Here is a 26286-nt window from a genome sequence, read left to right as displayed (position 1 = left end):
CTTCGGCCCGGTTGGCTCGCACCGCCGCCTTTTAGGCGACATGCATCAGGACGTTCAGGTCGGCGGCAACCGGCCGTTGCCGATACGCTCGACGCGATAGCGCAGGAGCCGCAGGATGCGGCTTTCGAAATTGACACTTTCGACGCGGTCGAACTGCACCTGGGCGCGGTCGTGTCTGGCGAGAATCGCGGCGGTGATCTGGGCGGCCTTGGCCTTCGCCGCATCGCAGTCCTTCTGCGGGTAGGCGGCTTTCAGCGCGTCTTCCAGTTCGCGGGCGTGATTCTTGGCGATTTCGACATGGCGTTCCTCATGGCGCTTGATGTCGGCCGACAGCGTGTCCCAGAACAGCCGCACATCCGCGTCGGCCTTGCGTGGGCGGCGCCATTCGGGAAGGATAATCTTGACCTTGACGGTCACGGCGGCGTCGGCGATCCGGCAGGAGCCGGACTGCCCGGCATAGCTGATGCGCGTGGTGAAGGCCATCTGTGTGGCGCCGGGATGCCGAGAGCCGGTGCTCTTCACCTGCGGACCACGTTTGGAAAGCTGCGCCTCGATGTCTTCTAGCGTCCTGCCGCCAACGGCGAAGTAGCTATATGTCTTGACGAGATTGGCCGCGCCCGCCGGAACGGCGGTGGCGGCAAGCAGCAATGCGCAAAGCAGGGTTCGTTTCATCTGGTTGCCTCTCGCCCTACCTTGCTTTACGGCCATTGCCGGCGCAACGGAATTGATCTGGTGCGGATCACACATGGTTGATGAGCCACACGGTTGATGAGCCCCACGGTTGATGAGCCCCATGGTTGATGAGCAATGACGGCGAGGCGATGGCAGTTGGCGCACGGACGTCATCTCGACCTTGGCGACAAGGCCGTGGTGGTCGGCATTCTCAATGTCACGCCCGACAGTTTTTCCGACGGCGGTCTGTTCGATGCCGCCGAGACCGCGCTGGTCCAGGCGCGCCGCATGCTGGGCGAAGGCGCCCTGGTCGTCGATGTCGGCGGTGAATCGACCAGGCCGGGCGCGTCCGCAATCACGGCAGGCGAGGAGCAGGCGCGGATCCTGCCGGTGATCGAGGCGCTGGCGGGTTCCGGCGAGGCGCTGATTTCGGTCGACACCTATCGTGCGGAGACCGCGCGGCTTGCTGTCGCGGCCGGGGCGCATATCATCAACGACGTCTGGGGCTTGCAGCGGGAGCCGGACATTGCGCGTGTCGCCGCCGAAACCGGCGCGGGGCTCATCATCATGCATACCGGGCGGGATCGCCGGAAACTGCCCGACGTCATCGCCGACCAGTTCGCGTTCCTCGAAAAATCACTGGAAATCGCCCGCCGACACGGCATCGCCGACGATCATATCGTTCTCGATGCCGGCTTCGGCTTCGCCAAGGAGACGGCCGAGGATAACCTCGACCTGATGGCGCGGTTTTCCGAGCTCAACGCCCTCGGATTTCCGCTGATGGCCGGAACCTCGCGAAAACGCTTCATCGGCACCGTCACGGGCCGCGATGCCGCCGAAAGAGGGGCTGGGACTGCGGCGACGAGCGTCATACTGAGATTGAAGGGCGCCGACCTGTTTCGCGTCCACGATGTCGCAATCAACGTGGACGCGCTGGCCGTGGCGGATGCTATGCTGGCGCGCGAAACCGCAGTTTCGGAACGCTGAACCATGTATGTCATCCGCCTGAAGAACTGCGCCTTCTTTGCCCGGCACGGCGTGCTGGACGAGGAGGAGGCGCTCGGCCAGCGCTTCTATGTCGACGCCTCGCTCACCGTGGAGCCCGGGCGCGCGCTGGTCGACGATGCCATTGGGGAAACCGTCAACTACGGCGTTGCCTTCACGGTGATCGAGGAGATCATCACCGGACACAGGCGCTTCCTGATCGAGGCGCTGGCCCTGGAAGTCGCAAAGGCCCTGACGGAACGCTTCCCTCAGATCAGGAAAGCCGAAATCACGGTCCGCAAGCCGAATGCGCCGGTGCCCGGCGTGCTCGATTACGTCGAGGTGACCGTTGTCTGGCCGCAGTAACACCGTCTATCTCAGCCTTGGCGGCAATCTCGGCGATCCGGCGAGTTCGATGGCGGCGGCGCTGCGCCTGCTCGACGCCGATGCCGCCACTCGCGTGGCCGCGGTGTCCTCGCTCTACCGCACGCCGCCCTGGGGCAAGCTCGACCAGCCCGACTTCCTGAACGCCGCCGCGGAACTCTCGACACGGCTCTCGCCGCGGGCATTGCTCGACCTGTGCCTCGATGCAGAGCGCAAGCTGAAGCGCGTGCGCGAGGAGCGCTGGGGGCCGCGCCTGATCGATATCGACATCCTGGTTTTCGGCGACCGCGTCATCCACGAAACCGGCTTGGAAGTGCCGCATCCGCGCATGCTTGAACGTGCCTTCGTGCTGGCGCCGCTGGCCGAGATCGCGCCCGATCTTGCGGTAAGCGGGCGAAGCGTCTCGGAGCGGCTGGCCGCCGTCGATGCGGCCGGTATCGAACGCCTGCCGTCGGGCCGCGACTGGTGGCTGGATAGACCAGGGTCAGCCTGAGAACCCGCCATCGTCCAGAAAGGCTTTTTCCTCCGGCGTGGTTTCGCGGCCGAGCATCTTGTTGCGGTGCGGAAAACGGCCGAAGCGCCGGATGATGTCGAGGTGTTCTTCGGCGTATTTGAGGTAGTCCGGCGCATTGGCCGCGGTGAGCTCGACCGACCGTTCCTGGTCGGCGAGCAATTCCGAATGTTCGAACGGCAGATACAGGAACACCCGCAATTCCGGTTCGAGCGCCAGGTCCTGGCCTGACGTTACGGCTTTTTGGGCAAAATGCTTCGCCAGCGGGTCCGTGGCGTACATGTGGCCGGTGCCGCGAAAGCAGTTGCGCGGAAACTGGTCGAGCAGGATCATCAACGCCAGCGAGCCTTCGGCATGCTCCGACCAGCCGTCGCATTCGCGCCGTGCGGCCGCGTAATGCAGCTCAAGGAAGCGGTTGCGGAAATCGCCGTCGAAAACATCGCTTTTCTCGAACCATGCGTCCGCTCCGGCATCACGCCAGAATCTGGTGACCGACAGGGCTCCGCTGTCCAAATCCATGCTTTTCTCCTATCAATCCGCCGGCTCGGACTTGTGCAGAACGCCGGCCGTTTCCTCGTTGAGCGCCTGGCCGGGGCGGCGCGGCGTGGAGAGCGGCGTCGGGATCGGCGTGCCGATATTGCCCTTCAGGAAGCGCTGTCCGGAGCGGATGCCTTCGGCGAGTTGCGTCTCGAAGCGGGCGGTGTCGCGGCGGCGGACGTCTTCGACCACCTCGGCGACGTCTTCCGGGTCGACGCCCAGGGCCTCCAGCGTCGAACCGCCAAAAACCAGCGCCGATTCGAATGTTTCACGCAGCTGATAGTCGACGCCTGTGCGGATGAGCTGTAGCGCGGTGCCTCGGTCGAAGGCGCGCGCCAGCACGGTGAGCAAGGGAAACTCGGCTTTGACGAGCTCGGCGATGCGTACGGCGGCATCGGGTTTGTCGACGCAGATGAGCACGGCGCGTGCGCGCCCGGCACCGGCAGCGTGCAGGATGTCCAGCCGCGTGCCGTCGCCGTAATAGACCTTGAAGCCGAAATCGGCCGCCGCCTGGATCATCTCGACATCGTTGTCGATGATCGACACGTCGATGCCGCGCAGCAGCAATGGCTGGCTGGCGATCTGGCCGAAACGGCCGAATCCGATGATCAGCACGCTGCCGGTCAGCCCTTCGGCGACGTCGACGCCATCCAGCGACAGCTCGTCGCGCGGCGTCAGATACCGCAACGCGACGATCGCCAGCGGCGTCAGCACCATGGAGATGATGACGATGGCCGTCAGCGTCGCGTTGGCCTGGCCGTCGATGATGCCGACCGAAGCGGCAGCCGAATAGAGGACGAAGGCGAATTCGCCGCCTTGCGCCATGAAGACGGCGCGTTCCAGGGCCTCGCGATGGCCCGACTTCAGGATGCGGGCGACGACGTAGATGCCGAGCGCCTTCATGACCATGTAGGCAACGACATAGACGGCGATCAGCCGCCAGTTCTGAACCACCACATGCAGGTCGAGCGACATACCCACGGCGAGAAAGAACAGGCCGAGCAGGATGCCGCGAAACGGTTCGATGTCGGCTTCGAGCTGGTGGCGAAAGGTCGATTCGGATAGCAGCACGCCAGCCAGGAACGCGCCCATCGCCATCGACAGGCCGCTGAGCTGCATGGCAAGGGCGGATCCGAGAACGACCAGAAGGGCAGCCGCCGTCATCACCTCGCGGGCGCGGGCATCCGCCAGGATACGGAAGAAAGGGTTGAGCAGAAAACGTCCGGCCAGCACTAGGCCAATGATCGCGGCAAGGCCGATGCCGACCTCGGCCAGCCGCTCCGACAGGCTGGTGTCGGTGCCGCCTGGCGCCAGGAACGCGATCAGGGCCAGCAGCGGCACGATCGCCAGATCCTCCAGCAGCAGGATGGAGACGATGCGCTGGCCCTTGGGCGAGGCGATTTCGCCGCGCTCTTCCAGAAGCTGCATGACGATCGCCGTCGAGGTCAGCACGAAGCCGGCTCCGGCGACGAAGGATTGCGCGATGGAAAAGCCTCCGGCTATTCCCACACCGGTCAGCAAGACCGCGCAGATCCCGACCTGAAGCGCGCCCAGGCCGAAGATCTCGCGGCGCAAGCCCCAGAGCCGCGACGGCTGCATCTCCAGCCCGATAATGAACAGGAACATGACGACGCCGAGCTCGGCGACGTGGAGGATGGCTCCCGATTCGGAAAACACACCGATGCCGAACGGGCCGATCACCACGCCCGCGGCCAGATAGCCGAGAATCGAACCCAGGCCCATACGTTTGAAGATCGGAACGGCGACAACACCCGCGGCGAGCAGCGCCACCACCTGAACAAGCTCGCTGCCCGCTGCCTCTGCCGCCATTCCCGCCATTCCGCTCGTTTGAGGACCGCAGCCTGTGCGGTCGGGTCAAGACGCCTCGGATCAGGCGCCAGCGCCCCAAGGATAGGGGCTTCGGCGGGCATGTAACAGCCCGAATCCTGCGGCGGGCAATGTTGCAGGCATGTTACACAAGTTGAGCGCGAGGCCGCGTTGCGTCTGGCTGCAATCGGAGGTTAAGCACGCTCGGCTTCGGCCAGTGGAGGGTGTGGCGATCAAGTCGCGCCCTTTTTGAGGAGATGACTGACATGAAGAAGTTTTTGCTCGTTGCCGTCGGCCTGGCGGTGCTCGCCGGCTCGGCTTGCTCCAAGGCGCCTGAGTGCACGGCCGAGGTCGCCACCAAGAAGGCGCAGGACATGGCCGCCGCGCTGCAGGAGGCGGTTACCAAGGATCCGTCCAAGGCGGCCGATCTGACGGCCAAGGTGCAAGAGGTGACGACCAAATATCAGGGCACCACGACCCTGGCCGACGCCTGCAAGGCCTATGACGAGGTGACGGCGGCGATCAAGGGCTGATCGTTCCTATCGACGTCTTCAAAAGGAGGCGGTGGCGATGGGCCGCCGTCTCTTTTTTTGTGTTTGGTTACAGGCGGTTGATACGCGCTCAGTTCGGCGCGATGGAGCCGACTTCGATCGCGTCGACCCGCTTCAGGCTCATGCCGATCACCGGCACCAGCTGGTCCGCGACGCGCACTGCAACCGTCACCGTCATCGAATTGTCGTCGGGGATGCGTGCCTGCATGACGCCGCGCAGCTGGTTGCGGTTGATGGTGAACACCACCTTGCGGGCATCGACCACATTGCCGCCGATGATATCGAGGCCGGCACCGGCCGCGCCGCCCATGAAGGAGCCCTTGTAATCGCGCCCCTTGCGCTCGATCTTGGCCGACATCGGCTGGGTGAACATGCCCACACGGCAGCCGCCGTCGAGCGTCATGCCCATCTTGCCGTCGGGCGTCGAGCCGGTGAAGCTGCAATTGAACTTCGTGCCCTTGTATTTGCCGGCAACGATCTCGCCCGGGCCCACCCACTTGCCTTCGGCGGACCGGAAGAACTGCTTGTCCGGCTCCGCCGCGGACGCCTGTGCGGCAATGCCGGCGACAGTGGTGATCGCAACCGCCAGGGGCAACAGGCTGGACAGAATTACGCTTTTCATCGACGACACCCGGCAACAAAGAGGCTGTTTTGGAACCAGTGCGACCATGAACAAGATTGGTTAATGCTTCGTCACTGCCAAGGTCGTCGTTCACTTGCCAGGCGGGGTGTTCTCGCTTTCCTTCCTGCTTGCGAACGATGTCAGCGCGGAGAGGAAATCACCCAGTCCCGGCCGTTTTGCCGCACTGAAGGGCAGGGGGCGCGCCGTCTCCATCGCGGCGATGCCGATGCGCGCCGTCATCATGCCGTTGACGACGCCTTCGCCGAGCTTGGCGGAGAGGCGCGCAGCCAGGCCGTGGCCGACGATCTGCTGGACGAAACTGTCGCCGACGGCGATCGAACCGGTGACCGCCAGATGCGCCAGCACGCTGCGCGCCAGGCGAAAGAAACCCAGTGTTCCCGGCCGCCCGCCATAGAGTTCCGAAAGGCGCCGGATGAGGCGCCCCGCCTCGAACACGACATAGGCTACGTCGACGAGCGCACGCGGACTGACGGCCGTCACCAGCGACACGCGTTTGGCGGCTTCCAGGATCATAATCTTGGCCCTGGCGTCGAGAGGGCCAAGGATCTCCGCTTCGGCGAGACGCACCAGATTGGCGCCATCGATGATCTCGTCGCGCAGTTCGGCCAGCGCGCGCCTGCCCGCAGCCGTTTCGGGTTTGGCCGCGACGAAGGCCGACAGCTCGTCGACCACCGATCGCGCCGCCTTGGGATCGTCGCGTGCAATCGCGTCGAGCGCACGCTTCTGCAGCTTTTCGACCTCGGCAAGCCGGGCGATCGCCAGGAACTCGCGAATCAGGATCACCACCAGCGCCAGCACGGCGACGGCAGCCATGCCGGCGGCCAGCCAACCCAGCCACTCGGCGCGCGCGAACAGATCGCGAATGAGCTGATCGGTCCACAGGCCGATGGCCAGCGAAACCAGCACCCCGAACGCGCCGAAGAAGATGGAGCCAAGCAATGAACGTTTCCTGCGAGCGACTGCCGGCGGCGGTTCGGCAGCGACGATGTCCGGCTCGTCGAACACGTCGATCTCCGACGGGATGACCAGCGCGACATCGCTCTTCACCGCGCGGGGCTTGCGCTGTGTGTCGGTCTGGACACGGCGCGCCTCCGGCGCCCCGGCCTGGGCACGGCGCGCCTGCGCCGCGTCCTGGTGCGATGTGGCCTCCGGTTCGATGCGGAATGCCGCCGGCTTGCGGGGCGCGGTCATGCCAGATAGTCTCCGATCAGGAACTGCAAGGCACGGTCGAGCCGGATATGCGGCAGTGACAGCATGACGCCCTCGGCCGTGCGCTCGAGTTTTGGCGGGCGAAAACGCACGAAGCGGATCGCCGGGTCGGTATTGTCCTGCCTGTGCGCTCCCCCGGGAGCTTCGAAGACAGCATCAATTTTCTCCGGTAAATCACCGGGAAATAATGGCCGTTTCAGCTTTCCCGTCAAAGGTGTCGCCATTGATTGTCTCGCCCGCGAGCGGTGTGCCGATGATGACCGGCAATGTCTCGCGGCCCTGTTTGACGGTGCCTTCCCGTGTTGCGCGCACCGCCGCCGTGGCAACGACGTCGACGCCGGCGCCGGTGAAATTCGCCCGCGCCACGGCGCGGTCTGCCAGCCGCCGCACGATCGCCTGCAAGCGGTCATGGCTGTCGTGATGCAGGTGGTCGGCCTTGGTAGCGGCGATCAGGATACGATCGATGCGCCGCGAGAAAAGATCGGTGAGGAAGCTGCCGCGTCCAGGACGGAAACAGGCGAGGATCTCGGTCACCGCGCGCTCCAGGTCGGCCATGGCTCCGGGGCCGGCGTTCAGCGCCTGCATGGCGTCGATCAGCACGATCTGGCGGTCGAGCCGGGTGATGTGTTCGCGGAAGAAGGGTTTAACGACATGGGTCTTGTAGGCCTCGTAGCGCCTTTCCATCATCGCGTGCAGCGAGCCGCTGCGCGGGCGCTTGTCGCCCAGGCTGGCCAGAGGCGCGAAGGTCAATGCGGGCGAGCCTTCGAGATCGCCAGGCATCAAGAAACGGCCCGGCGGCAAAGTCGAAAGCGCCCGCTCGTCGAGCTTGCAGGCTTTGAGATAGGCGGCGAAATCCTCGGCCAGGCGGCGCGCCGTCATCTCCTCGGCATCGGCATTCGGGTCGATCTCGGCCGATAGCGCCCGCCAGGCGCGCGACAGATCCTCGCGCACCGGCAACGCAGCCATTTCAAGGGCTTCGCGCGAAAAATCGGCGAAGGACTTGCCGAGCAGCGGCAGGTCGAGCAGCCATTCGCCGGGATAGTCGACGATGTCGACCGACAGTTTTCCGGAGGAAAACATCCTGTTCCAGCCGGAGGCCGATTCATATTCGATGGTCAGCCGCAATTCGGAGATGGCGCGTGTCGAATCGGGCCAGACGCGGTCGTTCACCAAGGCGGCGATATGGTCCTCGTACTGGAATCGCGGCACCGCGTCGTCGGGCTGCTCTTCGAGGAAAGCGCGCGCGATGCGCCCGGATTTCTGCGCCTCGAACAGCGGCAGGCGCCCGCCGTGAATAAGGTTGTGGACCAGCGCCGAGATGAAAACCGTCTTGCCCGCCCTGGAAAGGCCCGTGACGCCCAGCCGCAGCGACGGCGAAAATAGCCCGCTGGCGCGGCCCGAAAGCGTGTCGAGCGCAATTCTCGCCTCGTCGGTGAAAGTGGTCAGCGATGACGCCAAAATTGTCTCTCGATGCTGCGACAGGTCCGATATAGGCGTTGCCGTGCTGGTTTGAAATGGCGTCAGAGGTCAGCCGGCGTCAGGAATGCCTCGAGATAGCCGGCACCCTGGGCGGCCCCGGCAAGATCGCCGCTGAAGCGCACGACCGCCAGGCCCGAGGTCGGGAAACCATGATTGAGCATGGCGCGGGCGCTTTCCTCGCCATCGCCGGACACCGCCATGGCGAGATCCTCCGTCATCGGATTGTGGCCGACGAGCAGCATCGAACCCACCCCACCATTGTCCCGGATGAGGCTGAGGTACGCGGCCGCGTCCTCGCTGTAGAGCGCGTCCACGAACAGAACCCGGCCGGTGTCGGCCCGACCGGCCACGCCTTCCAGCGTCTCCTTCGCGCGCCGGGCTGTGGAGCAAAGCGTCAGATCGGGCACATAGGAGCGCGACCGCATGGCGATGCCCATCGCCTCCGCATCAGCGCGGCCGGACGCATCGAGCGGGCGATCGAAATCACGCATGCCGGGCAGCGCCCATCCGGCTTTGGCGTGCCTCAACAGATAAAGCCTGCTCACCCAACCTCCACCGTGCCAACAGCCCGTACCGTGCCGTGATTAGCCATAAGAACGGCGTGGCGCACAATGGCAGTCGTTTTTCGGACATGACGAATCATCAGCCGGCGGCCGCCAGTTCGAAGGATCCGGTACCTAAGACCAGCCCGAATCACCTCAATCGCGCTCATCGAGGCAGATTAACAATTGCGTGAATCGGTAATCGATTGCGCTTGTGCAGGCGTTTGACCGCGAATATATAGGCGCCAAATTTGGGGCTGTTTGGGTGAGTCGAATGAACGATGCCGTTACCGCCGATTACGTACCCTCCGAAGACGAGCCGTTCATGAACGAGCGGCAGAAATCCTACTTCCGCTCAAAGCTCGTCACCTGGAAGAATGACATATTGCGCGAAGCGCGCGAAACCCTCGAAATCCTACAGCAGGAAAACGCCAATCATCCCGATCTAGCCGACCGCGCCTCTTCGGAAACCGACCGCGCCATCGAACTCAGGGCGCGCGACCGCCAGCGGAAACTCATCGCAAAGATCGATTCGGCCTTGCAGCGCATCGAGGAAGGCACTTACGGCTATTGCGAGGAGACCGGCGAACCGATCGCGCTGAAGCGGCTGGATGCCCGCCCGATTGCAACCTTGTCGATCGAAGCGCAGGAGCGCCACGAGCGCCGCGAGAAGGTCTATCGCGACGATTAGCCTGCGGTCTGCATTCAAGAAGATTTCAGCGATATCGCTCTCGAAATGGCCGGTTTTCCGGCCATTTCTTTTTTCAGAACCCGGGCGATGCGCGCAAAACTCCGATCGGTTTTTCGGACCGGGCGCAAGCGCTGCTCATCTTTTTCTGGCTGGAGAGTTCGCCCAGAAGCCTGGTCATCTCGTCGTCGAGCGACGGCGGTGCTTTTGCCACCGGCTTATTCGCCGGACTGCTCGAGCGGGGCTGGTCGAGCGAAACCTCGAGTTCCTTCATCAGCGTTTCATCGATGCTTTCCTGCCCCGGCGGTGGTGAAGCCGGCGGCGGGGCATGCCGGACGGCATTGACGTTTGCGGAGCCGTAGGAAGGCAGAGGCGTGACATTGGTCGGCTGATAACCCTGCGCCCCCGGCTTCGGCACCGGCTCCGGAGCGCGCTGGCGGGCGGGCGGCGCTGCGCTCACCGGCTGCGGAGCAGGTGCCTGTCTCGCCGGCGCCGGGGTGGGCTGAGGCGGACGCGGCTTTGCCACCGCGACAGGCTGCTGCGAACCGCCATCTCCGGTCAGCGCGGGACGGCGTGGCGCAGAAAGGCGGATGTCACGCTCGACGACGACATCGGTCGGGCCGCCGATCAAAAGCAGATGCTCGATGTCGTCGCGGCGCACCAGCACCAGGCGGCGATGGCTGTCGACGGCGGTGGCGTCCATGACCGCAAGCCGCGTCTTGCGGTTCCGGCCGCCCGCGACAAAGGTGCCGAAGGTCAGGTTGCGAACGAGTTTGACGATGATGAGGACGATGACCAGCAGGACCAGCGCCGCGAAGGTCCACAGCAGTGCCGCTACATAGCCGGGGCCCGCTACGCTATCCAGCCATTGCAGCATTGGTTCCCCCTGATCGGTTTGGAAGTGACGCGACACTAGACCGTTGCGGCGGGCTACCGCAAGTTGCCTTTCACGCTTCATGAACAGCTTGAAACACTGGAGGGCCGGCCGACATCATTTTTATCTGACATTTGCCGCCCGGGCCTTTTCGGGACCAGGAGAATATGATTCAACCCGACAGGGGCGGGCGTCGGCACACATTGCGGCGAGTATCGGAACACCGGACTTCAAGAGCAGGGGGCACATGGCCAAGGAAACGCGCGGCGATTTCTATCCGGTACCGATCGTCGATCAGAACACGCGGCCGGGCGCCGTTACCCGGCTCGTCATCTTCATTGCCGTCCTGACGGGGGCCGCGATCGTTTTCGGCCTGTTCCGCGAGCGGCTCGGCGACCCTTTCCTGCTGGGCATGCTCGGCGTGCTGGCGATGATCGGCGTCGGCTTCCTATTCGCCACGGCAATTGGCTTCGTGCAGATCACGCCACGCTCGACGGGTGACGAACTGTCGAAAGCATTCGTCGATCTGATGTCGCAGGGCCTTCTGGTCACGGACACCAAGGGCCGCGTGGTCTACGCCAACCGCGCCTATGCCGACATGACCGGAGCCTCTTCCGCGGCCGACCTGAAGACGGTCGAGGGGCTGCTTTCGGATGTTCCGGAAGCTTCGGTCACCATCTACCGACTGGCCTCCGGCCTGCGTGACGGCCAGCCGGGCGACGGCGAGTTCCGGCTCGCGCAGTCGATCAAGCCTGGCGCTGAGCCAGGCGCGCGCTGGTATCGCGCCCGCGCTCGCACCTTCAGCGTGCCGGGCCAGCGGCCGCCGATGCTCGCCTGGCAACTTGCCGACATTTCGCAGGAACGCGCCGAGCAGGAGCGTTTCTTCCTGGACCTGCAGAAGGCGATCGATCATCTCGACCACGCGCCCGCCGGCTTCTTTTCCGCCGACCAGGAAGGCCGCGTCACCTATATCAACGCCACGCTCGCCGAATGGCTGGGCATCGACCTTGCCAGCTTCACGCCCGGCGCCGTCTCCCTGCCGGAGATCGTCGCCGGCGACGGCATGGCGCTGGTGCGCTCGGTCAAGGCCGACCCCGGTACGACGCGCAACGCGGTCATCGATCTCGACCTCACGACAATGACGGGCGAGGCGCTGCCGGTGCGCTTCATGCATCGCGTTTCAGCCAGCCGCGAAGGCCTCAACGGTCCGACGCGCACGATCGTGCTCAACCGCACGCAAGGCGAGGACGCCTCGGCGGACCTGCGCGCTTCGGAAGTGCGGTTCACCCGCTTCTTCAACTCGACGCCGATGGCGATCGCCGGCGTCGACGCCAGCGGGCGCATCCTGCGCACCAATGCGCCGTTCCTTTCGCTGTTTTCATCGGTCGTCGACCGGGACGCCGTCGATCGCCGCATGCGGCTCGACACCGTCATCCACGAACGTGACCGCCCGGCCTTTGCCGCGGCCTTCGAAAAGGCAAGGCAGCGGCAGGCCGATATCGAGCCGATCGACACGCTTCTGCCCGGCAATGAGGAGCGCCACATCCGTTTTTACGTCAATGCGGTCGCCGACGGCACAGGCGGCGAGGGGGCCGAGGAGTCGGCCATCGTCTACGCCGTCGAGACGACGGAGCAGAAGGCGCTCGAAGGGCAGATGGCGCAAAGCCAGAAGATGCAGGCGGTCGGCCAGCTTGCCGGCGGCATCGCGCACGACTTCAACAATGTGCTGACCGCCATCATCATGGCGTCGGATCTGCTTCTGACCAACCATCGGCCGTCGGATCCATCCTTCCCCGACATCATGAACATCAAGCAGAATGCCAACCGGGCAGCCTCGCTGGTGCGGCAGTTGCTGGCCTTTTCGCGCAAGCAGACGCTGCGGCCGGAAGTGCTGAACCTCACCGACGTGCTCGCCGATCTCAGGATGTTGCTCGCCCGTCTGGTCGGCAACGACATCAAGCTGAAGATCGACCACGGTCGCGATCTTTGGCCGGTCAAGGTCGATATCGGCCAGTTCGAGCAGGTGGTGGTCAACCTGGCGGTCAACGCGCGCGATGCAATGCCGGCGGGCGGCGACCTCACGGTGCGCACCCGCAATGTGACCGCCGAGGAGTGCAAGACCTTCCCCTATCGCGAACTCACCCCAGCGGACTATGTGGTGGCCGAGGTCGAGGACACCGGCAGCGGCATCGCGCCCGACGTGCTGAAGAAGATATTCGAACCGTTCTTCACCACCAAGGAGGTCGGCAAGGGCACCGGCCTTGGCCTGTCCATGGTCTACGGCATCATCAAGCAGACCGGCGGCTTTATCTTCTGCGATTCCGAGGTCGGCAAGGGTTCGATCTTCCGCATCTTCCTGCCGCGCCACATCGCCGAGGCAAAGAAGGCAGGCGAACCCGGGGAAGCACCGGCAGCGGTACCTGCCAAGTCGGCCGAGACAGGCAAGGATTTGTCCGGGTCGGCCACGGTGCTGCTGGTCGAGGACGAGGATGCGGTGCGCATGGGCGGCATGCGGGCACTGACCTCGCGCGGCTATACCGTGCACGAGGCGTCCTCCGGGGTCGAGGCGCTGGAAGTGTTCGAAGCGCTCGGCGGCAAGGTCGACATCGTGGTTTCGGATGTGGTGATGCCGGAGATGGACGGGCCGACGCTGCTCGGCGAACTGCGCAAGCGCCAGCCGGACATCAAGTTCGTCTTCGTGTCCGGCTATGCCGAGGATGCATTCGCCAGGAACCTGCCGGCGGACGCGCATTTCGGATTCCTGCCGAAACCGTTTTCGCTCAAGCAGTTGGCAACGATCGTCAAGGACATGCTGGAGTCTTAGGCCGTGAACCCATAAATCGGGAAATGGCCGAGATTGGTGGTTCCCGGAGGGCAGCTTAGGAGGCGGAATCGCCGAATAGCGGCCGTTCAGCAAATCCGAGCAGCAAGGTTTTTGCGATCTCTCGCGCCTTCGAGGCAAGCGCCTCATCCGGCAGTTCGCCGGCGGTCCAGAATGACAGGACCCCACGAAAGGCAAATGCGAGCTGCTCCGGCAAACTGCGCAGCGCCTCCTGCCTGCCGGCCGCGATCAAGCCTTCGCCCGCTCCAAGGGCCAGCGACCACAAGGTTGTGGAGTGCGCTAGGACCTTTCCGGGGGACGGGCCGGCCGTGCCGATCCATCCCATCACGGCCCGGTTTATCTCCGGCTCCTCCAACATCACCTCGACCGCGGTATCGATGGCCAACAGCACGCGGCCTGCGGCATCGGCAGGCGGTGACATCCCGGCAAAGCGCTGGGCCATCGTATCGATCCGCCGCCGCGAAAGGGCATGCATGATCGCGGCCTTGCTCCCGAACTGATTGAACGGCGTCGCGAAACTGACTCCGGCCTCGGTGGCGAGGTCGCGCATCGAGAAATCGGCCTTACCCTGTCGGAGCAGTCGCTCCGCCGCATCGATCACACGCCGGCGAAGCGGCTCACCCCGCGTGGCGGTCGGAGCAACCTTGGTCTTGTTTAGTGTCATGCTGTTATCTATATCATGATATAGTTTCAATCATAGCCCGGAGTGAACCATGACTTCCACCCCTAAGACATTCCTCATCACCGGTGTCAGCTCCGGGCTGGGGCGAGCATTTGCAAGAGGCGCGCTTGAAGCGGGCCATCGGGTGATCGGCACCGTGCGGCGGGAAGCCGACGCCGAGATCTTCGCCGCGCTCGCGCCCGATCGCGCCCACCCGCTCTTGCTGGACGTGACCGATTTCGAGACGGTCCCGGCGGCTGTCACCGCGGCGGAACGGCAGGCGGGTCCAATCGACGTGCTGGTGAACAACGCCGGCTACGGCCATGAGGGCGTGCTGGAGGAGTCCTCCCTGGACGATCTCCAGCGGCCAGTTCGCCGCCAACGTCTTCGGGCCCGTCGCGATGATCAAGGCGGTGCTGCCGGGCATGCGCGAGCGGCGTCGCGGCCATATCATCAACGTCACGTCCATGGGCGGCTTCATCACCATGCCCGGGATCACCTTCTATTGCGGAAGCAAATTCGCGCTCGAAGGCATTTCCGAAGCGCTCGGCAAGGAAGTAGCAGGCTTTGGAATTCGGGTGACGGCGCTCGCTCCCGGCCAATTCCGCACGGATTGGGCCGGACGCTCGATGGATCGCACGCCGCGCAGCATTGCCGACTATGACGCGGTCATGGACCCGATCCGCGCCGCGCGACAGGCCAAGAGCGGCAACCAACCGGGCGATCCGGCCAAGGCCGCGCAGGCGTTGCTCGTGCTGGTCGATGCCGCGAACCCGCCGGTACGGCTGTTCCTGGGCGACGACGCGCTGGGGCTGGTCGACCAGAAGCTCGACGCGATGCGGAGCGAAATCAGCGCGTGGGAGGAGCTTTCGCGATCAACCAGCTTCGCATCATGAGCGCTTGGAGTGCGTCGGCTGATGAAGACGCGCCGCGCGTCTTCATCAGCCTGCAATTGGGGCGGCCTGTGACCGCCGGCCGAACATCCCGCCGAAGAGCAACCAAGTGAAGCCTTGCTTCAGCGGCTCTATCGCGAGCGCAACCTGATCGAGCGGTTCTTCTCTGAGCTGAAGCACTTCTGGCGTGTCGCCACCCGCTACGACAAGCTCGCCGCCAACTTCCTCGCCATGGTCCAGCTCGCCTCAATGCGGCTGTGGCTCCGCGCTTGTGAGTCTACGTCCTAGAACAGTTCAGCTTTGATGGAGTCGCCGGCCGCTTTAACTCTTTGTTTTCGTGATATTGTCGTCCTGAAACGAAGTTTCCGTGTATTAGCGTTCCCGAATGCCCTCTTGCGCAATACTGCGACAAGGCCATGATTGTGGATGAAACGGCAGGGACGAGCTGTTGACGCCACACATCGAAGCCAGCGAGGGTGACTACGCCGACATTGTGCTGTTGCCGGGCGACCCCCAGCGCGCCGAATGGATGGCCATGACATTCCTGGAGGCCCCACGCTGCATCAACCGCCGGCGCGGTGCCCTTGGCTTCACTGGCCTGTTTCGTGGTCAGCCGGTCAGCATCCAGGCGACCGGCATCGGCGTATCCTCCTTCCTGATCTATGCGCATGAGCTGCTGGACGGCTACGGTGTGCGGACTTTGATCCGTACCGGCACCTGCGGCGGGCTGACCGCTGAGGTAAAACTACGCAGCCTCGTCATCTCGCAATCGGTGCGGCCCGAAAGCGCCCGAAGCGGTCAGGTTTTCGGCCTCTATGACGCTGCAGCCGGGCCGGACCCGGCGCTGTTTGCTCGCGCATTGGCGAAGGCGGCCGAACTCGGCATCGACCATCGTGCCGGGCTGACGGCATGCAGCGACGTCTTCCACCATCCGCAGGGACGCGCCCGTTTTGCCGATGCGCAGGCAGCCGGCGCACTAGCCGTGGACATGGAGACCAGTGCGCTCTATCGCATTTCCAGGCATTTCGGGGCCCGTGCGCTATCGATCTGCACGGTGGTCGACGATATCGACAGCGGCGAACAGACCCAATATGCAGAGCGCCAGGATCTTTTTACCGACATGACGCGGCTGGCGCTGGAAATCGCCGCCGCCGATCGGCCCGGTGCGTGATAGGCCCGCCGAGCCGCCCCAGTTCCTGATGCATTCCGAACACAAAGCCGGGGGGCACTTTTCTGGATTCTTCAGGCGGCTTCCCATTTCGGCGGCATCTGGTCTTCCATACCCGGCCGGTGGCTGCGCAGATAGAGCGCGCAGGTGGTGCGCAGCATGGAGGCGAAGTTGGGAATCTCGCCATTGATCTCGATGGCCTCGTCATAGAGTTTCGAGATGAATTTCGGCGTCGTCAGGTCCTGGCTTTCGGCGATTTCGTCGAGCAGTGCCCAAAACGTCGCCTCAAGCTGGATGCTGGTCGAATATCCGTCGATGCGGATCGACCGGTTGATCTGACGATAACCTTCGGGGTCCTGGGCCGCAAATACCCTGCACATCCGACAACCTCCCACGTTCGTTGATTTTTGGCGTTGATTTTGGGTGGACAGATGCTTTTGCCGCCAGAGGCGACGCGGCCTTTGTCCCCGACAGCATTCTCCGGCAAAATCGGCTGAACAGCAATCGGACTTTCGTCCTTGCGATTGTCAGGCGAGTCGATCTTCGAAGCGTGGTAACCGGCTGCCACCATCTTTTGCCGTCGCCGCGCATAATCACCTTCGAAGCATCGAGTGGCGAGGACTGATTTGGCGAAGGCAATCCACACCATGATCCGGGTTCTCGACGAGACCCGCTCCGTCGATTTCTACAGAAATGCCTTCGGCCTCGATGTCGCCGAAAGGCTGGATTTCGACACGTTCACGCTCATCTACCTCAGCAATGCCGAGACGCAATTCGAAGTCGAACTGACCGTGAACAAGGGTCGGCAGGAGCCTTATGCGCTTGGCGATGGCTACGGCCATCTCGCGGTTTCGGTCGTCGATCTCGACGGCGAGCACGATCGGCTCGGCGCGCTCGGCCTCAACCCGAAGAAGATCGTCGAATTCAACCGTGACGGTTCGCTGATCGCACGCTTCTTCTTCATCGAGGATCCGGACGGCTATAGGATCGAGGTTCTGCAACGAGGAGGCAGGTTCCAATAGAGATCGCGGCCGCGCGTGCGCGGCGCCAGCCAAGGCATCCCATGGATGCAACCAGCAAGCAGGGAGGAAAATATGGTCACGATCTATGAAAGCAGGCCCGGGCTTTCGCGGCGCGAGCTTCTGAAGCGCGGCGGCGTCGGAGCCTTGCTCGTCATTTCCGGCAGCGCGGTCATCAGCCCGGAACATGCCTGGGGCCTCGAAACGTCGGCGCTGAAGCCGGAGACGATGGCGACGCTGATCCAGATGGCGCGGGACGTCTACCCGCACGATCAGCTTCCCGACAAATATTACGCCGTCGCGGTCAAGAGCCATGACGAGCAGGCCGGCAAGGATGCCGCACATAGGGATCTCATCGAGAACGGCATCGCCGATCTCGACAAGAGGTCCGGCAAGGGCGGCTACCGGAACCTTGGTTGGGAGGATCAGCGTGTCGCAGTGCTGAAGCAGGTCGAAGCCACGCCTTTCTTCCAGGCGGTGCGCGGGGGCCTCGTCGTCAGCCTCTACAACCAGAAGGAGGTCTGGCCGGTCTTTGGCTATGAGGGCGAATCCTATTCCAAGGGCGGCTATATCGCGCGCGGCTTCGACGACATCGAGTGGCTCTGAGCCGGCTCCTCTCGCCACCCAGCAAAATCGAAATCATGGGAGGAAACCATGGCAGCAGCATTTGATCTGAAAAACGACAATTTGGTCGTCATCATCGGCTCGGGGGCCGGCGGCGGCACGCTCGGCAATGAACTCGCCCAGAAGGGCATCGACGTCGTCATCCTGGAGGCCGGCGCACGCCACGAATTCGACGACTTCATCAATGACGAGTGGGACTCCTTTGCCCAACTCGCCTGGAAAGACAAGCGCACGACTTCGGGCGACTGGCGCGTAGCCAGGGATTTTCCGAACCTGCCGGCCTGGATCGTGAAATCGGTCGGCGGCTCGACCACGCACTGGGCCGGCGCTTCGCTGCGCTTCCAGGAGCATGAGTTCAAGACCGCCTCGACCTACGGCAAGGTAGAGGGCGCGAACCTGCTCGATTGGCCGGTGACGCTGGCCGAGATGGAGCCTTATTACGCCAAGGCCGAAGCCAAGATGGGCGTCACCGGCACCAATGACTGGCCGAGGCTGCCGGGCAACAATAATTTCAAGCTGTTGAAGGCTGGCGCCGACAAGCTCGGCTACAAGGAATGCCACACCGGCAACATGGCGATCAATTCGGTCGAGCGTGACGACCGGATGTCCTGCCAGCAGACCGGCTTCTGCTTCCAGGGCTGCAAATGGGGCGCCAAATGGTCGACGCTCTACACCGAGATCCCGAAAGGCGAAGCGACAGGCCATCTCGAGGTGAGGCCGAACGCCATGGCCGTCAAGATCAACCATGACGCCTCGGGAAAGGTGACCGGCGTCGTCTATGCCGACAAGGACGGCAAGCTGCAGGAGCAGAAGGCCCGCATCGTCGCCGTCGCCGGCAATTCGATTGAAAGCCCGCGCCTGCTGCTCAATTCGGCTTCGAGCAAGTTCCCTGACGGGCTCGCCAATTCATCGGGGCAGGTGGGCAAGAACTACATGCGCCACACCACCGGCTCGGTCTATGCCATCTTCGACAAACCGGTGCACATGTATCGCGGCACCACGATGGCCGGCATCATCCGCGACGAGGCGCGGCATGATCCATCGCGCGGTTTCGTCGGCGGCTACGAATTCGAGACGCTTTCGCTCGGCCTGCCGTTCATGGCGCCTTCCTCGATCCCGGTGCTTGGGGCCGCTCCTTCACCACCGCGCTCGACCATTACGACCACATGGCAGGGCTGTGGATCGTCGGCGAGGACATGCCGCGCGAAGAAAACCGCATCACGCTGCATGCCGACGAAAAGGACGAGCACGGCATGCCGATCGCCGATGTGCATTTCGACGATCATCCCAACGATACGGCGATGCGCGATCATGCCTACAAACAGGCCACGGCGCTCTACGATGCGGTTGGAGCGACGCGTACTTTCCCGACGCCGCCTTATCCTTCCACCCATAATCTCGGCACAAACCGGATGAGCGAGAAGGCGGCCGACGGTGTCGTCAACAAGCACGGCCAGACGCACGACATCAAGAACCTGTTCGTTTCCGACGGCAGCCAGTTCACGACAGGCGCGGCCGAGAACCCGACGCTGACGATCGTCTCGCTGGCGATCCGGCAGGCCGATTACATCGCCAGCCAAATGTCAGCGAGAAGCATCTAGTTCCACCTCCCGACTGCCTGCTGGCGCGGAGCCCCGACCGGGGTTCCGCGCCATTTTTCTCGACTTTCAGCCCTTGGTGCAGGTCGAGGCGGTGAAGGCGCCGTCGGGCTGTCTCATGATGATGTCGAATGAGGGCGGGCCCTGGCCATCCAGAGTCGCCTGAGTGAGGGACAACGAGTTGCCGCCGGCGGTGTAGCCGCCGAGTGGTCCCAGCCAGGAGATTACCCCATTTGCGTCCATCTGGTAATTGTAGCCCTGCTGGGCGGTCCCGAAGGTGACTGGGCCGGTATAGACATCTCCCTTGATGGTGATGTCGCCGAGGTTGAGGAACATGCCGAGCAGGTAGACCTCGCAATGATAAATGCCGTCGGGCATCTTGCCGTCGCTGAAGTCGGCTCGCGCCGCCCCGGTCGCCGCCGCCAGAAACAATAGGCCGGTAGAGATGCGTGAAATTCCGGATGCCATGACGTCGCTCGGTTGAGAGGCGAACTTGCCCCATTTGTGTGCCGTACCGCAATATTTGTCGCGTGCAGCCCGCGTCCGGAGATCAAAATCTAGGCATTTGGAGAAATTGGACGAAAATTAGGCAAAAACCGTGTGCGCTGCGCAAATTTCTCTCAACCAATTTTTAACCGGGCGCTCACGATTTCTCTAAGTACGATACATCAAGCCGCTGATAACATTGAGCATTAACTCCTCCCGCGAGACCGCCTCGGCGGTTGGCATGGGTGTTGCTTCGTAGTGTTGCGTTGCAATCAATCAGCTTGGGAGTGTCAGGCATGAGGGGTAATTTCTCGACAATAACAAAAATGTTTTCGGCGGGCGTGATCGCTGCCGGCCTGTCGATGTCGGCGCCCGCGAAGGCGGCCGACGACACGATCAAGGTCGGCATCCTCCATTCGCTGTCCGGCACGATGGCGATTTCGGAGACGACGCTGAAGGATGCCATGCTGATGCTCATCGACGAGCAGAATGCCAAGGGCGGCCTGCTCGGCAAGAAGCTCGAAGCGGTCGTCGTCGATCCGGCGTCCAACTGGCCGCTCTTCGCCGAGAAAGCGCGCGAGCTGATCTCCAAGGACAAGGTCGCGGCGGTGTTCGGCTGCTGGACCTCGGTGTCGCGCAAATCGGTGCTGCCGGTGTTCTCGGAACTCGACAACATCCTGTTCTATCCCGTCCAGTATGAGGGCGAGGAGAGCGAGCGCAACGTGTTCTATACGGGCGCGGCGCCGAACCAGCAGGCCATTCCGGCCGTCGACTATCTGATGAGCGAGGATGGCGGCTCGGTGAAGCGATGGGTGCTGGAAGGCACCGACTATGTCTATCCCCGCACCACCAACAAGATCCTCGAGGCCTATCTAAAGGCCAAGGGCGTCGCGGCGGAAGACATCATGGTCAACTACACGCCGTTCGGTTTCTCGGACTGGCAGACCGAAGTCTCGGCAATCAAGAAGTTCGGTTCGGCCGGCAAGAAGACCGCCGTCGTCTCCACCGTCAACGGCGACGCCAACGTGCCGTTCTACAAGGAACTGGGCAACCAGGGCATCAAGGCCGAGGACATCCCGGTCATGGCCTTCTCGGTCGGCGAGGAGGAGCTTGCCGGTCTCGACACGGCGCCGCTGGTCGGCCATCTCGCCGCCTGGAACTACTTCGAGAGCGTCGACACGCCCGAGAACAAGAAGTTCATCGCCGACTGGCACAAGTTCATCAAGAACGACAAGCGCACCACCAACGACCCGATGGAGGCCCACTATATCGGCTTCAACATGTGGGTGAAGGCGGTCGAGAAGGCCGGCACCACCGATCCGGACAAGGTGATTGACGCCATGGTCGGTGTCTCGGTGCCGAACCTGACCGGCGGCTATTCGACGATGATGCCGAACCATCACATCACCAAGCCGGTGCTGATCGGTGAAATCCAGGCCGACGGCCAGTTCGAGACGGTTTCGCGCACGCCGGGTCTGGTGATGGGCGACGAGTGGTCGGATTACCTGCCCGACTCCAAGGACTTGATCTCCGATTGGCGGGCGCCTCTGTCCTGCGGCAACTTCAATGTCGCCACCGGCAAATGCGGCGGCAAGGGCACAAACTGATCCTCCCGGGCTGGACCTTCAGGTCCATGCCCATGACCGCGAGCGTCCGGACGGTTCCTTCGCCGTCCGGACGTCCAACTCAACCCTGAAGAGTCGCCTGACGCCGATGAACCTTTTCCGCGCACTTGGCCTGACACTGCTGTTCTTGCTGGCGACGCTGTCGTCATCGGGCGCCGGCGAAGCCGATCTGCGTGGCATCATCGCCAAGTTCGCCGCCGCCAAGGGTTTTTCGGAGACGGGAGCTGTCGTTCACGACCTGGCGGCGACCGGCGATCCGGCAGTGGAGCGGCCGCTTGCGGCGCTCGCCGATGGCAATCTCTACATCCACAAGATCGATTCCCTGGTCTTCGTCGGCAAGGAAGGCGGCGAACGGGTCCAGCTTTTCGACCCGCTGAGCGGTGAACCATCCGGTGAAGCGGCCAGGGACGACATCATCAAGATCAAGGTCAACAACACACTGCGCCGCACCATCCGCGATGCGCTGGGCACGCTGACGCTTGGCGCCAAGGATCCGGCCGTGCGGCTCGCCGCCGCCGACACCATGTTCAAGACGCCCGATTCCGCAAACATCGAGCCGCTCGACGCTGCGATCGCCAATGAGACGGTCGCCAGTGTCAAGACCTTGCTGGAACAGGCTCGTGCCGCGTCGATCCTGAGCTCGGATCGGCCGGATGCCGACAAGCTCGCGGCAATCGCCCTGATCGGCGCGCGCGGCGACCGCGATGCGGTATCGCTGCTCACCTCGGCAGAGGCCAATGCGTCGGGCGCAGTGAAGGAAGCGGCGACAGCGGCAATCGCCAACATCAATTCGACGCTGGCCCTGTGGGACGCCGGACAGAACATCTGGTACGGCATTTCGCTGGGCTCGGTGCTGCTGCTGGCGGCGATCGGGCTTGCCATCACCTTCGGCGTCATGGGCGTCATCAACATGGCGCATGGCGAGATGGTGATGCTCGGCGCGTACACGACCTTCGTCGTCCAGCAGGTGATCCGTACATCCTTTCCCGGCCTGTTCGACTGGTCGCTGGTGATCGCGCTGCCGCTCGCCTTCCTGGTCGCGGGGCTTGTCGGCCTTGCCATCGAGCGCGGCGTTATCCGCTTCCTCTACGGGCGGCCGCTGGAGACGCTGCTGGCGACATGGGGCGTTTCGCTGATCCTGCAGCAGGCAGTGCGCTCGATCTTCGGGCCAACCAACCAGGAGGTCGGCAATCCCTCCTGGATGTCGGGTTCGTTCGATGTCGGCCAGCTTGCCATCACCTGGAACCGGCTCTGGATCCTGGTCTTCGCGCTTAGCGTCTTTGCCGTGCTGCTCTATGTGATGAAGCGCACCCCCTGGGGCCTACAGATGCGCGCCGTCACCGCCAACCGCCGCATGGCCGCCTCTATGGGCATCAGGACGCCATGGGTCGACGCGCTGACCTTCGCGCTCGGCTCCGGCATTGCCGGCATTGCCGGCGTGGCGCTCAGCCAGATCGACAATGTCTCGCCCAATCTCGGCCGCGGCTACATCATCGACAGTTTCATGGTCGTCGTCTTCGGCGGCGTCGGCAATCTGTGGGGCACGCTGGTCGGCGCCTTTTCGCTGGGCATCGTCAACAAGTTCCTGGAACCCTATGCCGGCGCCGTGCTCGGCAAGATCGTCGTGCTGGTGCTGATCATCCTGTTCATCCAGAAGCGCCCGCGCGGCCTGTTCGCGCTCAAGGGCAGGGCGGTGGAAGCATGATGTCGGGACGCTTCTTCGCTGCGGGCGCGGACCGCCGCATCGCCATCACCATTTTCATCCTGCTCGCGGCCGCGATCGTCGGCCCTCTGCTCAATCTTGCTGTGTCACCGACGAGCGCCTTCTACGTCCCGCCCTATATCGTGGCGCTGACCGGCAAATATCTCTGCTACGCGCTGCTTGCCTTGGCGCTCGATCTTGTCTGGGGCTATTGCGGCATCCTTTCGCTCGGCCACGGCGCCTTCTTCGCGCTCGGCGGCTACGCGATGGGCATGTATCTGATGCGCCAGATCGGCTCGCGCGGCGTCTATGGCAACCCGATCCTGCCTGATTTCATGGTATTCCTGAACTACAAGGAGCTGCCCTGGTTCTGGACCGGCTTCGACCATTTCTGGTTCGCCGGCCTCATGGTGCTCGCGGTGCCCGGCCTGCTCGCCTTCGTCTTCGGCTGGTTCGCCTTCCGCAGCCGCGTCACAGGCGTCTATCTCTCCATCATCACACAGGCGATGACCTATGCGCTGCTGCTCGCCTTCTTCCGCAACGACATGGGCTTCGGCGGCAACAACGGCCTGACCGATTTCAAGGACATTCTGGGCTTCAACGTCCAGGCCGACGCGACCCGCTCGGCGCTGTTCGCGGCAAGCGCGGTGACGCTGGCGCTCGGCGTCTTCGTCACCTGGGCAATCGTCGGCTCCAAATACGGCAAGCTGCTGATGGCGGTGCGCGATGCCGAAAGCCGCACCCGCTTCCTCGGCTGGCGGGCTGAGAATGTGAAGTTGTTCGCCTTCACGGTTTCAGCTGTCATGGCCGGCGTCGCGGGCGCGCTTTACGTGCCGCAGGTCGGCATCATCAATCCGGGCGAATTCGAACCTTCCAATTCGATCGAGGTGGTGATCTGGGCGGCGGTCGGCGGGCGCGGCACCATCATCGGGCCGATCATCGGTGCGCTGCTGGTCAACGCCGGAAAATCCTGGTTCACCGGCGTGCTGCCTGAACTGTGGCTGTTCGCACTCGGCGGCCTGTTCGTCGCCGTGACGCTGCTCTTGCCGAAAGGCATCATCGGCATGTGGGATAGCTGGCGCGGCAACGCCAAGGCGCTGCGCGCGGCATCGTTGGCCGAGGAGGCCGGCGCCGATGGTGAGATCACCCCGTCCAAAGTCGTGCAGGCGGCGGCCAGAACACCCGGCGAATGGTCCTCGTCCAGCCTCGAACCACAGCCGGCGGAGTAACGAGCGATGTCGAGGTCGAACACCATTCTCTATCTCGACGGCGTCTCGGTTTCCTTCGACGGGTTTCGCGCCATCAACAATCTGTCGCTGGTGCTCGACAAGGGCGAGATGCGCGCCATCATCGGCCCCAACGGCGCCGGCAAGACCACGATGATGGACATCGTGACCGGCAAGACACGGCCCGACGAGGGCGAGGTGTTCTTCGACGGCCAGGTGGATCTCACCAGGCATGACGAGGCCGAGATCGCCATGATGGGCATCGGCCGCAAATTCCAGAAGCCGACGGTTTTCGAAAGCCACACGATCGAGGAAAATTTGATACTGGCGCTGAAGGGGCCGCGCTCGATCTTCCCGGCGCTGTTCCATCGACGCTCGCCCGCCGAGACGCGGCGGATCGATGACATCCTCGGGACCATCCGGCTCGGCGACAAACGCCACGAGCTCGCCGCCAGTCTCAGCCATGGGCAGAAGCAGTGGCTGGAGATCGGCATGCTCCTGGCGCAGGACCCGAAGCTGCTTCTGGTCGACGAGCCGGTCGCCGGCATGACCGACGCCGAAACCGAGGAAACCGCGCGCCTGCTCAAGGAGATCGCCCGCGACCATTCGGTGATCGTCGTCGAGCACGACATGCATTTCGTGCGCGAGCTCGGCGTCAAGGTCACCTGCCTGCATGAGGGCTCGGTGCTTTCAGAAGGCACGCTCGATTTCGTATCTGCCGATGAACGCGTCGTCGAAGTCTATCTGGGGAGATGAGCATGGTTTGGCGGGTGCAATTCCATCGCTTCGATCTTGCCTTCCTTCGGTTCTGGAGAAGGCGCTGACATGCTCGAAGTTTCCGATGCCACGCTCCACTACGGCGCCGCCCAGGCGCTGCGCGGCGTGTCGCTGAAGGCGGGCGCCGGCAAGATCACTTGCGTGCTCGGCCGCAATGGCGTCGGCAAGACCAGTTTGATGAGATCGATCGTCGGCCACCACAGGCTGACGAGCGGAAGCGTTGCCTTCGAGGGGAAGGCGCTCGACCGGAGCGCGGCGTATGACCGCGCCCGGTCGGGCATCGCATTCGTGCCGCAGGGCAGGGAGATCTTTCCGCTGCTCAGCGTGCGGGAAAACCTTGAATCGGGATTCTCGCCCCTGAAACGGGCCGACCGCAACGTGCCGGCGCATGTCTTCGAATTGTTTCCGGTGCTCAAGCAGATGCTTGGCCGCCGCGGCGGCGATCTCTCCGGCGGCCAGCAGCAGCAGCTCGCCATCGGCAGGGCGCTGGTGATGCGGCCCAAGCTTCTGGTGCTCGATGAGCCGACGGAAGGTATCCAGCCGTCCGTTATCAAGGACATCGGCCGCGCCATCCGCTATTTGCGCGACCAGGCCGGCATTGCGGTTCTTCTCGTGGAGCAATATCTCGACTTCTGCCGCGAACTCGCCGACGAGGTCAACATCATGGACCGCGGCCAGATCGTCCATACTGGTCCTGCGGAAGATCTCGACCGGGCGGATGTCAGGAAGTTCCTGACGGTGTAAATCCATCTCCTGATGAAAGA

The 26286-nt window shown here is 63.5% G+C and carries 24 protein-coding genes and 4 pseudogenes; 17 read left to right on the top strand and 11 right to left on the bottom strand.

The window, feature by feature from the left end; translation table 11 throughout:
- Positions 1 to 54 precede the first annotated feature (54 nt).
- Positions 55 to 672, bottom strand: a complete 618-nt coding sequence (locus ACIU1A_RS12020) for a DUF922 domain-containing Zn-dependent protease (RefSeq protein ID WP_404927371.1) — start codon at positions 670 to 672, stop codon at positions 55 to 57.
- Between the two features lie 135 nt (positions 673 to 807).
- Between ACIU1A_RS12020 and folP the strand changes: the two genes are divergently transcribed.
- Genes folP through folK form a run of 3 tightly spaced genes read left to right on the top strand, consistent with a single transcriptional unit; the run spans position 808 to position 2533 of the window.
- Complete coding sequence (folP, locus tag ACIU1A_RS12015; protein ID WP_404927370.1) at positions 808 to 1659, top strand: dihydropteroate synthase; 852 nt, start codon at positions 808 to 810, stop codon at positions 1657 to 1659.
- 3 nt (positions 1660 to 1662) lie between these two features.
- Complete coding sequence (gene folB / locus ACIU1A_RS12010) at positions 1663 to 2022, top strand: dihydroneopterin aldolase (RefSeq protein ID WP_140498905.1); 360 nt, start codon at positions 1663 to 1665, stop codon at positions 2020 to 2022.
- On the top strand, positions 2006 to 2533 hold the full coding sequence (gene folK / locus ACIU1A_RS12005; protein WP_140560912.1) for a 2-amino-4-hydroxy-6-hydroxymethyldihydropteridine diphosphokinase: 528 nt from the start codon (positions 2006 to 2008) through the stop codon (positions 2531 to 2533). The genes folB and folK overlap by 17 nt, the downstream gene beginning before the upstream one ends.
- Here the strand turns inward: folK and ACIU1A_RS12000 are convergent.
- Positions 2525 to 3070 (bottom strand): DUF924 family protein, encoded by a 546-nt coding sequence (locus tag ACIU1A_RS12000; protein ID WP_404927369.1) that lies wholly within the window; start codon positions 3068 to 3070, stop codon positions 2525 to 2527. The two genes, folK and ACIU1A_RS12000, sit on opposite strands and share 9 nt — an antisense overlap.
- Positions 3071 to 3082: 12 nt before the next feature.
- A complete protein-coding gene (locus ACIU1A_RS11995; protein ID WP_404927368.1) occupies positions 3083 to 4918 on the bottom strand; it encodes a monovalent cation:proton antiporter-2 (CPA2) family protein in 1836 nt (611 codons plus the stop codon).
- 263 nt (positions 4919 to 5181) lie between these two features.
- On the opposite strand from ACIU1A_RS11995, the gene ACIU1A_RS11990 reads away from it, so the two are divergent.
- Positions 5182 to 5448 carry a hypothetical protein gene (locus ACIU1A_RS11990; protein ID WP_140547541.1) on the top strand — a complete coding sequence of 89 codons (267 nt, stop codon included), beginning with the start codon at positions 5182 to 5184 and terminating at the stop codon, positions 5446 to 5448.
- 88 nt (positions 5449 to 5536) lie between these two features.
- Here the strand turns inward: ACIU1A_RS11990 and ACIU1A_RS11985 are convergent, their stop codons facing one another.
- The 4 genes and pseudogenes from ACIU1A_RS11985 to ACIU1A_RS11970 all read right to left on the bottom strand — a co-directional run bounded on the left by ACIU1A_RS11985 (position 5537) and on the right by ACIU1A_RS11970 (position 9342).
- The gene (locus ACIU1A_RS11985) at positions 5537 to 6088 is read right to left on the bottom strand and encodes a hypothetical protein (RefSeq protein WP_140498896.1); all 552 of its coding nucleotides are present in this window, start codon (positions 6086 to 6088) and stop codon (positions 5537 to 5539) included.
- A gap of 90 nt (positions 6089 to 6178) precedes the next feature.
- Positions 6179 to 7300 (bottom strand): YcjF family protein, encoded by a 1122-nt coding sequence (locus ACIU1A_RS11980; RefSeq protein ID WP_404927367.1) that lies wholly within the window; start codon positions 7298 to 7300, stop codon positions 6179 to 6181.
- A pseudogene (locus ACIU1A_RS11975) lies at positions 7297 to 8776 on the bottom strand (YcjX family protein). Before ACIU1A_RS11975 ends, ACIU1A_RS11980 begins: the two are co-directional and overlap by 4 nt.
- A gap of 62 nt (positions 8777 to 8838) precedes the next feature.
- Positions 8839 to 9342, bottom strand: coding sequence for a histidine phosphatase family protein (locus ACIU1A_RS11970; RefSeq protein ID WP_140498890.1), 504 nt, complete (start codon positions 9340 to 9342; stop codon positions 8839 to 8841).
- 271 nt (positions 9343 to 9613) lie between these two features.
- Here ACIU1A_RS11970 and dksA point away from each other — a divergent pair, with 271 nt between their 5' ends.
- Positions 9614 to 10030, top strand: coding sequence for an RNA polymerase-binding protein DksA (gene dksA / locus ACIU1A_RS11965; RefSeq protein ID WP_140498888.1), 417 nt, complete (start codon positions 9614 to 9616; stop codon positions 10028 to 10030).
- A 73-nt stretch (positions 10031 to 10103) separates the two neighbouring features.
- Here dksA and ACIU1A_RS11960 read toward each other — a convergent pair whose 3' ends face one another.
- On the bottom strand, positions 10104 to 10904 hold the full coding sequence (locus ACIU1A_RS11960) for a hypothetical protein (RefSeq protein WP_404927366.1): 801 nt from the start codon (positions 10902 to 10904) through the stop codon (positions 10104 to 10106).
- 244 nt (positions 10905 to 11148) lie between these two features.
- On the opposite strand from ACIU1A_RS11960, the gene cckA reads away from it, so the two are divergent.
- Entirely contained in the window at positions 11149 to 13725 is a 2577-nt protein-coding gene (cckA, locus tag ACIU1A_RS11955) for a cell cycle histidine kinase CckA (protein WP_404927365.1), read from the top strand.
- A 55-nt stretch (positions 13726 to 13780) separates the two neighbouring features.
- Here the strand turns inward: cckA and ACIU1A_RS11950 are convergent, their stop codons facing one another.
- Positions 13781 to 14407: a TetR/AcrR family transcriptional regulator gene (locus ACIU1A_RS11950; protein ID WP_404927364.1), complete on the bottom strand. Its 627-nt coding sequence runs from the start codon at positions 14405 to 14407 to the stop codon at positions 13781 to 13783.
- 49 nt (positions 14408 to 14456) lie between these two features.
- Between ACIU1A_RS11950 and ACIU1A_RS11945 the strand changes: the two are divergent.
- The 3 genes and pseudogenes from ACIU1A_RS11945 to ACIU1A_RS11935 all read left to right on the top strand — a co-directional run bounded on the left by ACIU1A_RS11945 (position 14457) and on the right by ACIU1A_RS11935 (position 16468).
- Positions 14457 to 15300: pseudogene (locus tag ACIU1A_RS11945) on the top strand (oxidoreductase).
- Positions 15301 to 15426: 126 nt separating this feature from the next.
- Positions 15427 to 15585: pseudogene (locus ACIU1A_RS11940) on the top strand (transposase); the annotation flags it as partial.
- 160 nt (positions 15586 to 15745) lie between these two features.
- On the top strand, positions 15746 to 16468 hold the full coding sequence (locus tag ACIU1A_RS11935) for a DeoD-type purine-nucleoside phosphorylase (RefSeq protein ID WP_140525366.1): 723 nt from the start codon (positions 15746 to 15748) through the stop codon (positions 16466 to 16468).
- Positions 16469 to 16539: 71 nt separating this feature from the next.
- On the opposite strand, the gene ACIU1A_RS11930 is transcribed toward ACIU1A_RS11935, so the two are convergent.
- Positions 16540 to 16845 (bottom strand): ribbon-helix-helix domain-containing protein, encoded by a 306-nt coding sequence (locus tag ACIU1A_RS11930; RefSeq protein WP_140498878.1) that lies wholly within the window; start codon positions 16843 to 16845, stop codon positions 16540 to 16542.
- A gap of 246 nt (positions 16846 to 17091) precedes the next feature.
- On the opposite strand from ACIU1A_RS11930, the gene ACIU1A_RS11925 reads away from it, so the two are divergent.
- The 3 genes and pseudogenes from ACIU1A_RS11925 (at position 17092) to ACIU1A_RS11915 (ending at position 19709) form a co-directional block, all read left to right on the top strand.
- Positions 17092 to 17487, top strand: coding sequence for a VOC family protein (locus tag ACIU1A_RS11925; protein WP_140498876.1), 396 nt, complete (start codon positions 17092 to 17094; stop codon positions 17485 to 17487).
- Positions 17488 to 17559: 72 nt separating this feature from the next.
- Positions 17560 to 18090 (top strand): gluconate 2-dehydrogenase subunit 3 family protein, encoded by a 531-nt coding sequence (locus tag ACIU1A_RS11920; protein WP_140818815.1) that lies wholly within the window; start codon positions 17560 to 17562, stop codon positions 18088 to 18090.
- A gap of 48 nt (positions 18091 to 18138) precedes the next feature.
- Positions 18139 to 19709: pseudogene (locus tag ACIU1A_RS11915) on the top strand (GMC family oxidoreductase).
- Positions 19710 to 19775: 66 nt separating this feature from the next.
- Here ACIU1A_RS11915 and ACIU1A_RS11910 read toward each other — a convergent pair.
- Positions 19776 to 20174, bottom strand: a complete 399-nt coding sequence (locus ACIU1A_RS11910) for a hypothetical protein (RefSeq protein WP_404927363.1) — start codon at positions 20172 to 20174, stop codon at positions 19776 to 19778.
- A 314-nt stretch (positions 20175 to 20488) separates the two neighbouring features.
- Between ACIU1A_RS11910 and urtA the strand changes: the two genes are divergently transcribed.
- The 5 genes from urtA to urtE all read left to right on the top strand — a co-directional run bounded on the left by urtA (position 20489) and on the right by urtE (position 26266).
- Entirely contained in the window at positions 20489 to 21799 is a 1311-nt protein-coding gene (gene urtA, locus ACIU1A_RS11905) for an urea ABC transporter substrate-binding protein (RefSeq protein ID WP_404927362.1), read from the top strand.
- A 106-nt stretch (positions 21800 to 21905) separates the two neighbouring features.
- Complete coding sequence (gene urtB / locus ACIU1A_RS11900; RefSeq protein ID WP_404927361.1) at positions 21906 to 23522, top strand: urea ABC transporter permease subunit UrtB; 1617 nt, start codon at positions 21906 to 21908, stop codon at positions 23520 to 23522.
- Complete coding sequence (gene urtC, locus ACIU1A_RS11895; RefSeq protein WP_404927360.1) at positions 23519 to 24748, top strand: urea ABC transporter permease subunit UrtC; 1230 nt, start codon at positions 23519 to 23521, stop codon at positions 24746 to 24748. Before urtB ends, urtC begins: the two co-directional genes overlap by 4 nt.
- Before the next feature lie 6 nt (positions 24749 to 24754).
- On the top strand, positions 24755 to 25501 hold the full coding sequence (gene urtD / locus ACIU1A_RS11890; protein ID WP_404927359.1) for an urea ABC transporter ATP-binding protein UrtD: 747 nt from the start codon (positions 24755 to 24757) through the stop codon (positions 25499 to 25501).
- 69 nt (positions 25502 to 25570) lie between these two features.
- Positions 25571 to 26266 (top strand): urea ABC transporter ATP-binding subunit UrtE, encoded by a 696-nt coding sequence (gene urtE, locus ACIU1A_RS11885; RefSeq protein ID WP_140557767.1) that lies wholly within the window; start codon positions 25571 to 25573, stop codon positions 26264 to 26266.
- The last annotated feature ends 20 nt before the right edge of the window (positions 26267 to 26286 follow it).

Origin of the sequence: Mesorhizobium maamorense, assembly GCF_044998965.1 — a bacterium.
Taxonomy (GTDB): domain Bacteria; phylum Pseudomonadota; class Alphaproteobacteria; order Rhizobiales; family Rhizobiaceae; genus Mesorhizobium.
The sequence above is the reverse complement of the archived record's forward strand: the minus strand, read 5'-3'. Positions and strand labels throughout refer to the sequence as shown.